Source organism: Stenotrophomonas maltophilia, assembly GCF_047497515.2.
Classification (GTDB): domain Bacteria; phylum Pseudomonadota; class Gammaproteobacteria; order Xanthomonadales; family Xanthomonadaceae; genus Stenotrophomonas.
On sequence record NZ_JAXAXL020000015.1, the window covers coordinates 21,150 to 30,019 of the forward strand.

9 protein-coding genes are annotated in these 8,870 nt (G+C 66.6%); 5 read left to right on the forward strand and 4 right to left on the reverse strand.

Features of this window, described 5'->3' with window-relative positions; genetic code table 11:
- Positions 1-113 precede the first annotated feature (113 nt).
- Together pip and prmC are read right to left on the reverse strand one after the other, a co-directional pair.
- The gene (gene pip, locus ACMZPQ_RS17735) at positions 114-1,055 is read right to left on the reverse strand and encodes a prolyl aminopeptidase (RefSeq protein ID WP_197583674.1); all 942 of its coding nucleotides are present in this window, start codon (positions 1,053-1,055) and stop codon (positions 114-116) included.
- A gap of 48 nt (positions 1,056-1,103) precedes the next feature.
- Positions 1,104-1,961, reverse strand: coding sequence for a peptide chain release factor N(5)-glutamine methyltransferase (gene prmC / locus ACMZPQ_RS17740; protein WP_197583673.1), 858 nt, complete (start codon positions 1,959-1,961; stop codon positions 1,104-1,106).
- Positions 1,962-2,283: 322 nt separating this feature from the next.
- On the opposite strand from prmC, the gene ahpC reads away from it, so the two are divergent.
- From ahpC to ACMZPQ_RS17765, 5 genes are all read left to right on the forward strand, one after another.
- Entirely contained in the window at positions 2,284-2,847 is a 564-nt protein-coding gene (gene ahpC / locus ACMZPQ_RS17745; protein ID WP_004144811.1) for an alkyl hydroperoxide reductase subunit C, read from the forward strand.
- A gap of 225 nt (positions 2,848-3,072) precedes the next feature.
- Positions 3,073-4,665, forward strand: a complete 1,593-nt coding sequence (ahpF, locus tag ACMZPQ_RS17750; protein ID WP_197583672.1) for an alkyl hydroperoxide reductase subunit F — start codon at positions 3,073-3,075, stop codon at positions 4,663-4,665.
- 85 nt (positions 4,666-4,750) lie between these two features.
- Entirely contained in the window at positions 4,751-5,713 is a 963-nt protein-coding gene (locus tag ACMZPQ_RS17755) for a LysR substrate-binding domain-containing protein (protein WP_197583671.1), read from the forward strand.
- A 123-nt stretch (positions 5,714-5,836) separates the two neighbouring features.
- Entirely contained in the window at positions 5,837-6,241 is a 405-nt protein-coding gene (gene rnk, locus ACMZPQ_RS17760) for a nucleoside diphosphate kinase regulator (protein ID WP_197583670.1), read from the forward strand.
- Between the two features lie 50 nt (positions 6,242-6,291).
- The gene (locus tag ACMZPQ_RS17765; RefSeq protein ID WP_197583669.1) at positions 6,292-7,248 is read left to right on the forward strand and encodes a transaldolase; all 957 of its coding nucleotides are present in this window, start codon (positions 6,292-6,294) and stop codon (positions 7,246-7,248) included.
- Between the two features lie 581 nt (positions 7,249-7,829).
- On the opposite strand, the gene msrA is transcribed toward ACMZPQ_RS17765, so the two are convergent.
- Positions 7,830-8,495, reverse strand: a complete 666-nt coding sequence (gene msrA / locus ACMZPQ_RS17770; RefSeq protein WP_197583676.1) for a peptide-methionine (S)-S-oxide reductase MsrA — start codon at positions 8,493-8,495, stop codon at positions 7,830-7,832.
- 30 nt (positions 8,496-8,525) lie between these two features.
- The gene (locus ACMZPQ_RS17775) at positions 8,526-8,789 is read right to left on the reverse strand and encodes a putative signal transducing protein (RefSeq protein WP_046987838.1); all 264 of its coding nucleotides are present in this window, start codon (positions 8,787-8,789) and stop codon (positions 8,526-8,528) included.
- Positions 8,790-8,870 lie beyond the last annotated feature (81 nt).

Below are 8,870 nucleotides of genomic sequence, written 5' to 3' on the forward strand. Positions count from 1 at the left end.
GCGTGGATGGCCCGGCGCCACCGATCGATGCATCCGGTTCGGGGTCAGATCCCGTTCCGTGGGAAGGGATCTGCCCCCTGGCGTTGCCGGCCAGCGGCCGGCACTACCTCCGATCAGGCGAAGCTATCGGTGGCGCGTACCAGCGCGTCGATGTTCTCGGCTTCGAACGCCGAGTGGCCCGAGGCCGGGGTGATTTCCAGCTTCGCCTTCTGCCATACCTTGGTCAGGTCCCAGGCGTTGGCCAGCGGGCAGACCACGTCGTAGCGACCGTGCACGATCACGCCCGGGATGTCGGCGATGCGGTGTGCGTCGCGCAGCAGCTGGTCTTCCACCTCGAAGAAGCCGCCGTTGACGAAGTAATGATTCTCGATGCGGGCGAAGGCCAGCGCGAAGTGCGGGTCTTCGTGGCTGTTGATGAAGTCGTCATCCACGTGCAGGAAGCTGGTCGCGCCTTCCCACACCGCCCACGCCTTGGCCGCTTCCAGGCGGGTGGTTTCGTCGTCACTGGTCAGGCGGCGGTGGAAGGCCGAGATCAGGTCGTGGCGCTCGACGGCCGGAATCGGCTTCAGGTAGTGCTCCCACGCATCCGGGAACAGGCGATTGGCGCCTTCCTGGTAGAACCACTCCAGTTCCCAGCGGCGCAGCATGAAGATGCCACGCAGCACCAGTTCGGTCACGCGCTGCGGGTGGGTTTCGGCATAGGCCAGGGCCAGGGTCGAGCCCCAGCTGCCGCCGAACACCTGCCAGCGATCGACCTTCAGGTGTTCGCGCAGTTTTTCGATATCGGCAACCAGGTCCCAGGTGGTGTTGTCCACCAGGTCGGCGTGCGGGGTGGAACGGCCGGCACCGCGCTGGTCGAACAGGATGATGCGGTACTTGGCCGGGTCGTGGAACTGGCGCATCTTGTCGCTGCAGCCGCCACCAGGACCACCGTGCAGCATCACCACCGGCTTGCCGTCCGGGTTGCCGCACTGTTCGAAGTACAGCGTATGGCGGTCGTCGACCTTCAGGGTGCCGACGTCGTAGGGGGTGATGGCGGGGTACAGCGTACGCATGCTTGCAGCTCCAGGGTGATGCCCTGCCGGGGCAGGAGAACCTCCATTCTAGGCCGGTCGCCGGCCGAGGGTGATGCGGTCGCGCTGCTCCAGGTCCCGCACCGTCTGCACGTCGGCGAAACGCGCCGCCTCGAACAGCGCGCGGATCGCTTCGCCCTGGTCCCAGCCATGTTCGATCAGCAGCCAGCCGCCGGGCAGCAGATGGGCCTGGCCACCGTCGACGATGCGGCGGATGTCGTCCAGGCCATCCACGCCGGAGGCCAGCGCGGTGGACGGTTCGAAGCGCAGGTCGCCCTGCTGCAGATGCGGATCGTCACTGGCGATGTACGGCGGGTTGCTGGCGATCAGGTCGAAGCGCGCGCCCTGCAGCGGCGCATACCACTCGTGCCCGCCCGCGGCGAAGCGCACGTTGTGCAGTTCATGGCGCGCGGCGTTGCGCGCGGCTACGGCCAGCGCACCCGGGCTGGCGTCGGTGGCCAGCACCTGCGCCCGCGGCCGTTCGCTGGCCAGCGCCAGCGCGATCGCACCGCTGCCGGTACCGAGATCGGCCAGTTGCAGTTCGCGGTCCAGCGGCAGGCGATCCAGCGCCAGTTCGACCAGCAGTTCGGTTTCCGGGCGCGGAATCAGGGTGGCCGGATCGACCTCCAGGTCCAGCGTCCAGAAACCGCGGCGGCCGGTCAGGTAGGCCACCGGCTCGCCAGCGGCGCGGCGCGCCAGCAGCGTTTCAAAGGCGGCCTGGTCGGCGGCGGCCAGCGGGTCGGTGGCGTGCGCGAACAGCCAGCTGCGCGGGCGCTCCAGCACGTGCAGCAGCAGCAGTTCGGCCTCATGGCGGGCCTCGAGGCCGCCCAGGCGGGCACTGGCCTCGGCCACGACCTGGCGCAGGGAGGGTTCGATTTTGACGGACATGCCGCAATTGTAGAGTCGAGCTTGCTCGACTGCTCCGCGCCCATAGTCGAGCAAGCTCGACGCTACGGAACGCCGGAATCCGTTCAGGTTCTGGCGAACGGGATAAGAAGCGGCTATCGCCCATCTTCACCCGCCAAGGAAGATTTTCCTTGTCACACAGGCAGTTGCAGGATGGCGGCGGCCGGGTTCAGTGCCTGCTCAGTGCATTTTGATAGACTCCATATATCAAATAGATGCAATCAATGGATTGTTCTTATCGCCAGCGAGTCGGTAACCTAGCTCCTGTCGATTCACCCACTCCCCTTCACCCAGAGGAATAACGATGTCCCTGATCAACACCCAGATCCAGCCGTTCGAAGCCAACGCTTACCTGAATGGCGAGTTCATCAAGGTTTCCGACAGCACCCTGAAGGGCCAGTGGTCGGTCCTGATCTTCATGCCGGCCGCCTTCACCTTCAACTGCCCGACCGAGATCGAAGACGCCGCTGACCATTACGCCGAATTCAAGAAGGCCGGCGCCGAGGTCTACATCGTCACCACCGATACCCACTTCTCGCACAAGGTGTGGCACGAAACCTCGCCGGCCGTGGGCAAGGCCCAGTTCCCGCTGGTTGGCGACCCGACCCACCAGCTGACCAACGCCTTCGGCGTGCACATTCCGGAAGAAGGCCTGGCCCTGCGCGGCACCTTCATCATCAACCCGGAAGGCGTGATCAAGACCCTGGAGATCCACTCCAACGAGATCGCCCGTGACGTCTCCGAGACCCTGCGCAAGCTGAAGGCTGCCCAGTTCACCGCCGCCAACCCGAACCAGGTGTGCCCGGCCAAGTGGAAGGAAGGCGAGAAGACCCTGACCCCGTCGCTGGACCTGGTCGGCAAGATCTAAGGCAGTACCGGCCTGCCGTGGCCCCACGCCACGGCGCGCCCCTCATCCCCGTGCCGGTCCCCCCGCCGGCGTGGGGGTGAACCCAAGACAGCCAACGCTCGCCCGCCTTGGCCAGCCAGCCCCTTCCACGGTCGCTGTCTTGGGTTCACCCCTACCCCCTGCTGGTCCGCTACCTTCTACAGCGGTGCCACGCCCCCTGTTTGCCTGAAGCCAGGAGATGACCCGATGTTGGACGCCAACCTGCAGTCGCAGCTGAAGACCTATCTGGAGCGCGTGACCCGCCCGATCCAGATCACCGCGCACGCCGACGACGGCGCCAAGTCGCAGGAGATGCTGGAACTGCTGCAGACCCTGGAAAGCCTGTCGGACAAGATCTCGCTGCAGGTGCTGCGCGACGGCCAGGGCCGCGTGCCGTCCTTCGACCTGGGCACCCCGGGCCAGGACATCCACCTGACCTTCGCCGGCCTGCCGATGGGCCACGAGTTCACCTCGCTGGTGCTGGCCCTGCTGCAGGTCGGTGGCCACCCGTCCAAGGCCACCGCCGAGCTGATCGAGCAGGTGCAGAACCTGGAGGGCGACTTCAAGTTCGAAACCTACTTCTCGCTGTCCTGCCAGAACTGCCCCGACGTGGTGCAGGCGCTGAACCTGGCGGCGGTGCTCAACCCGCGCATCCAGCACGTGGCCATCGATGGCGCCCTGTTCCAGGACGAAGTCGAGAAGCGCGAGATCATGTCGGTGCCGACCGTGTACCTCAACGGTGAGGTGTTCGATCAGGGCCGCATGACCCTGGAGCAGATCGTCGCCAAGCTGGACACCAATGCCAGCAAGCGCGATGCCGAGAAGATCGCCGCCAAGGACGCTTTCGACGTACTGGTGGTCGGCGGTGGCCCGGCGGGCGCGGCCGCAGCGATCTACGCCGCGCGCAAGGGCATCCGCACCGGCATCGCCGCCGAGCGTTTCGGTGGGCAGGTGCTGGACACCATGGCGATCGAGAACTTCATCTCGGTGAAGGAGACCGAAGGCCCGAAGCTGGCCACGGCGCTGGAACAGCACGTGCGCGAGTACGAGGTGGACATCATGAACCTGCAGCGCGCCAGCGCGCTGGTGCCGGCCGGTGAAGACGGCCTGGTGCAGGTGCAGCTGGAGAACGGCGCGGTGCTGAAGTCGCGTTCGGTCATCCTGTCCACCGGCGCGCGCTGGCGGCAGATGAACGTGCCGGGCGAAGACCAGTACCGCAACAAGGGCGTGGCCTACTGCCCGCACTGCGATGGCCCGCTGTTCAAGGGCAAGCGCGTGGCGGTGATCGGTGGCGGCAACTCCGGCGTGGAAGCGGCCATCGACCTGGCCGGCATCGTGTCGCATGTGACCCTTCTGGAGTTCGATTCCGGCCTTCGCGCCGACGAAGTGCTGCAGAAGAAGCTGCGCAGCCTGGCCAACGTGACCGTGCTGACCAGCGCGCAGACCACCGAAGTGCTGGGCGACGGCAGCCGGGTCACCGGCCTGGTCTACAAGGACCGTGTCGGCGGCGATGCCCACCGCGTCGAGCTGGAGGGTATCTTCGTGCAGATCGGGCTGCTGCCCAACACCGAGTGGCTGAAAGATGTTGTGGCGCTGTCGCCGCGTGGCGAGGTGGTCATCGACGACCGCGGCCAGACCAATCTGCCGGGTGTGTTCGCCGCCGGCGATTGCACGACGGTGCCCTACAAGCAGATCATCATCGCCATGGGCGCCGGCTCGACCGCCGCACTGAGCGCGTTCGACCACTTGATCCGCTCGTCGGTGAGCAACAGCAGCGGTGCCGTTGCTGAAGCTGCCTGAACCATCGTTCCCAGATCACCGGGAACATTGTCTGCCTGCCGGGTAACCAAGCCGTCAGCCGGTCCGTTACCCCTGGGGTGTAAGGATGAACCTACGTGATCTGAAGTACCTGGTAGCCCTGGCCGACCACAAGCATTTCGGCCGGGCTGCCGCCTCCTGCTTCGTCAGCCAGCCCACGCTGTCCACGCAGATCCGCAAGCTGGAGGAAGAGCTGGGCCTGCCGCTGGTGGAACGCGCACCGCGCAAGGTGATGCTGACCCCGGCCGGCCAGGAGGCCGCCGCGCGGGCACGGGTGATCGTGTCCGAAGTGGAACAGTTGAAGGAAGCGGCGCGACGCAGCCGCGATCCGGAGGCCGGTACGGTGCGCCTGGGGATTTTCCCGACCCTGGGCCCGTACCTGCTGCCGCACGTGATCCCACGCATCCGCGAGCGCTTCCCCGAACTGGAACTGCTGCTGGTCGAGGAAAAGAGCGACGTGCTGCTGGACCGCCTGCGCGAAGGCAAGCTCGATGCTGCATTGCTGGCGCTGCCGGTGATCGACGATCAGCTGCACGCCGAGTTCCTGTTCGAGGAACCCTTCCTGCTGGCCGTGTCCGGGCGCCACCCGCTGGCCCGCCGCGAACACCTGGACGTGCAGGAACTGGCCACGCAGAAGCTGCTGCTGCTTGAAGACGGGCATTGCCTGCGCGACCAGGCGCTGGAAGTGTGCCGCCTGTTTGGTGCCAACGAAAAGTCCGAATTCCGCGCCACCAGCCTGGAGACGCTGCGCCAGATGGTCGCTGCCGACGTTGGCATCACCCTGCTGCCAAGCCTGTCGGTACAGCCGCCGGTGCCGCGTTCGAACAACATCCGCCTGCTCGATTTCACCGGCGAAGGCCGGCCCAGCCGCCGCATCGCGATGATCTGGCGCCGCAGCTCGGCAATGAACGAGTTCTTGATGGAACTGGCCAACCAGTTCAAGCGCCTGCCGCAGGCGCTGTTCACCCTCGATGCGGTGAACGCCACCGGCGAGGCGAGCGCCCTGCCCGGCCCCGCGCTGAACGGCTGAGCCTGCGCAGCATCGGCCCGGAATCGGCAGGAGTCGATTCCGGCCGCATTTGTCCCCACAATACAGACAGGCGGCGCCGGCTGGTGCCGCCTTTTGCATGGCTTTCAACCAAGGAGCGTCACCATGAACACCGCCAGCGGCCTGCCGCCGTCGATCACCGTTTCCACCTTCGACATGGACCGCCTGGACGCCATGCTCGAATCCCCTGCGCTGAGCCAGACGCCTGCCGCACTTGCACTTGCTGAAGAACTCAACCGGGCCACCGTGCTGGCGCCGGACCAGATTCCCGAAGGCATCGTCATGATGCATTCGCGCGTGGAGTGCGAAGATGAGGTGTCGGGCGAAAAGCACGTCCTGACCCTGGTCTTCCCCCGCGAAGCCAACGTCGACGAAGGCAAGGTCTCCGTGCTTGCCCCGGTCGGCAGCGCACTGCTTGGCCTTTCGGTCGGCCAGAGCATCGACTGGAACGCGCCGGGTGGCCGCAAGCTGCGCCTGCGCGTGACCGCGGTCCACAACGACCGCCCCTGATTACCGCTGCGCACCGCGCGCGATTCGATCCCCCTGCACCAGGAGCCGTAATGAGTACCCCGTCCAAACTGTCCCAGCTGCGCGAACTGTCCGTGGTCGTTGCCGATACCGGTGACTACGACGCGATCAAGCGCCTGCAGCCGGTGGATTGCACCACCAACCCGACCCTGGTGAAGAAGGCGCTGGACCTGCCGGTCTACGCCGAACTGATCGAACGCGAACTGGCCTGGGGCCGCCAGCAGAGCGGTGACCGCGAAGCCGTGGTGCACGCCGTGGCCGATCGTCTGACCATCGGCGTCGGCGCGCTGCTGAGCACGCTGGTGCCGGGCCGCGTGTCCACCGAAGTGGATGCCGACCAGGCCCACGACACCGCCGCGACCGTGGCCAAGGCCCGCCAGTTCATCCAGATGTACGCCGATGCCGGCGTGCCGCGCGAGAAGATCCTGATCAAGATCGCCGCGACCTGGGAAGGCGTGGAAGCGGCGCGCATCCTGCAGGCCGAGGGCATCGACTGCAACCTGACCCTGATCTTCAACCCGACCCAGGCGCTGGCCTGCAGCGAAGCCGGCGCGTTTCTGATCTCGCCGTTCGTCGGCCGCATCCTGGACTGGTACGTGGCCAACGGCCAGACCCCGGCCACCATCGATGAAGACCCGGGCGTGAAGTTCGTGCGCGGCGTGTATGCCGAGTTCAAGCGCCGCGGTTCGCCGACGGTGGTGATGGGCGCCTCGTTCCGTTCGACCGCGCAGATCGAAGCGCTGGCCGGCTGCGACCGCCTGACCATTTCGCCGGACCTGCTGGAGAAGCTGGACGCCGACCATGGCGAGCTGCCGCGCAAGCTGGTGGCCGGTGCCGCCGACGGCGCAGCGGTGACCCCGATCGACGCAGCGAAGTTCGCCGCCGACCTGGCGGCCGATCCGATGGCGACCGAGAAGCTGGCGACCGGTATCGATGCGTTTGCCAAGGACCTGCAGGCGCTGCGCGAGCGCATTCGTTCGGAACTGTGATTCCGGCGAACGGCTGAGCCCCTCGTGGCGGGGGCTTGGTCGCGAAGAGCGGGTCATGCGGTTGGCAGGGTGGGTAGGCCGTGCAGGGGACGCTGCAAGTACGTCCATGTAAGCTCGGTCGCCGCATCCATGCGGCTCACGCCCCTGCACGGCCTACCCACCCTGCCTTCGACAGTTTCCGGCGGCCGCCCGCCACGGAAGAAAGAAAGAAGAGCAAAGCGGGTCGCGCGCGTCGCTTGCTCACAGTCGAGCAAGCTCGACTCTACGGAGCAATGCGGGACCAAACAGAAAGGACGCGGCGAAGGCCGCGTCCTTTTTGTTTTCTTTCAGTTCGTCAGTAACCCATGCTCTTGCCCACCGTCACCGGGAAATGATCGGAGGCGGGACGGGTGCAGATGGCGGGACCGTCCACGGCATGGATGCCGTGGCCGAGCCCCCAAGGACGGGTTTACGGCGTGTCCTGCCAGCCGCCCCCGTCCCGCCAAACCATCAGCAACCCAGAGCCGCTTTGGCTTTCAGCCGACTAACAGTCGGCTCTACCAGGCTTTGGCTTCTGCCCGCCGCAGGCGGACCACCGCGCGTCAGCGCGGCCCCTCCACATCCAGCCCGATCGGGCAGCTCACGCCCGTGCCACCAATGCCGCAGTAACCGTTCGGATTCTTCGCCAGGTACTGCTGGTGATAATCCTCGGCGTAGTAGTACGTCGGTGCCGGGTACACGATCTCGGTGGTGATCGGGCCGTAACCGGCCGCATCCAGCTGCGCCTGGTAGGCCTCGCGGCTGGCCAGCGCGGCGGCGTATTGCGCCTCGTCGGTGGCGTGGATCGCCGAGCGGTACTGGGTGCCGGTGTCGTTGCCCTGGCGCATGCCCTGGGTCGGGTCGTGGCTTTCCCAGAACAGCTGCAGCAGCCGTTCCAGGCTCACCACCGCCGGGTCGAACACCACCTGCACCACTTCGGTGTGGCCGGTCAGGCCCGAGCAGACCTCTTCGTAGGTCGGGTTCGGAGTGATGCCACCGGCATAGCCGACCGACGTGCTGTACACGCCCGGCTCGTTCCAGAACTTGCGTTCGGCGCCCCAGAAGCAGCCCAGCGCGAAGCGGATCTGCTGCAGGCCGGCGAAACGGTCCTTCAGCGGATGACTGCTCACGAAGTGCTGGTTGCTGTGCAGCGGCAGCGGCTGCTCGCGCCCCGGCAGTGCTTCTTCCGGGCGCGGCAGGCGCTGCTTGAAGGCCCCGATGCCGAGGATGCCCTGGCCAATTCCCAACATGATGCGCTCCTACGCCGGAAGGCCGGCAATGTCGTCTGCATCTGAAATGGGGTCGTCCGGCGCGTGGCCCAAGTCCAGCGCGGCCACGATGTCCTCGGCCTGCGGCCGCGCCGCATCCGGGATGCCGACCCGAAGTACGCCGAACAGCGGCAGCTCGCCCATGCCGCCCAGCAGCGACTCGCCGAACACGAAGGCCGGAATGCCGGCGTCTTCCAGCGCGTGCTTGACCAGGTGGGCGTCGAACAGGTTGTCGGCCTTGTACACGATGTGCATGCGGCGGCTCCGTGGGACAGGGGTCCAGCATACGCCCGGGCGCTGAATGGTGGTGGTGCGTTCTGCCGGCCAGCGGCCGGC

Bases quoted from the DNA above. Each gene is read 5' to 3' on its own strand.
- pip (WP_197583674.1), bottom strand. From the start codon at position 1,055: ATGCGTACGCTGTACCCCGCCATCACCCCCTACGACGTCGGCACCCTG.
- prmC (WP_197583673.1), bottom strand. From the start codon at position 1,961: ATGTCCGTCAAAATCGAACCCTCCCTGCGCCAGGTCGTGGCCGAGGCC.
- ahpC (WP_004144811.1), top strand. From the start codon at position 2,284: ATGTCCCTGATCAACACCCAGATCCAGCCGTTCGAAGCCAACGCTTAC.
- ahpF (WP_197583672.1), top strand. From the start codon at position 3,073: ATGTTGGACGCCAACCTGCAGTCGCAGCTGAAGACCTATCTGGAGCGC.
- ACMZPQ_RS17755 (WP_197583671.1), top strand. From the start codon at position 4,751: ATGAACCTACGTGATCTGAAGTACCTGGTAGCCCTGGCCGACCACAAG.
- rnk (WP_197583670.1), top strand. From the start codon at position 5,837: ATGAACACCGCCAGCGGCCTGCCGCCGTCGATCACCGTTTCCACCTTC.
- ACMZPQ_RS17765 (WP_197583669.1), top strand. From the start codon at position 6,292: ATGAGTACCCCGTCCAAACTGTCCCAGCTGCGCGAACTGTCCGTGGTC.
- ACMZPQ_RS17775 (WP_046987838.1), bottom strand. From the start codon at position 8,789: ATGCACATCGTGTACAAGGCCGACAACCTGTTCGACGCCCACCTGGTC.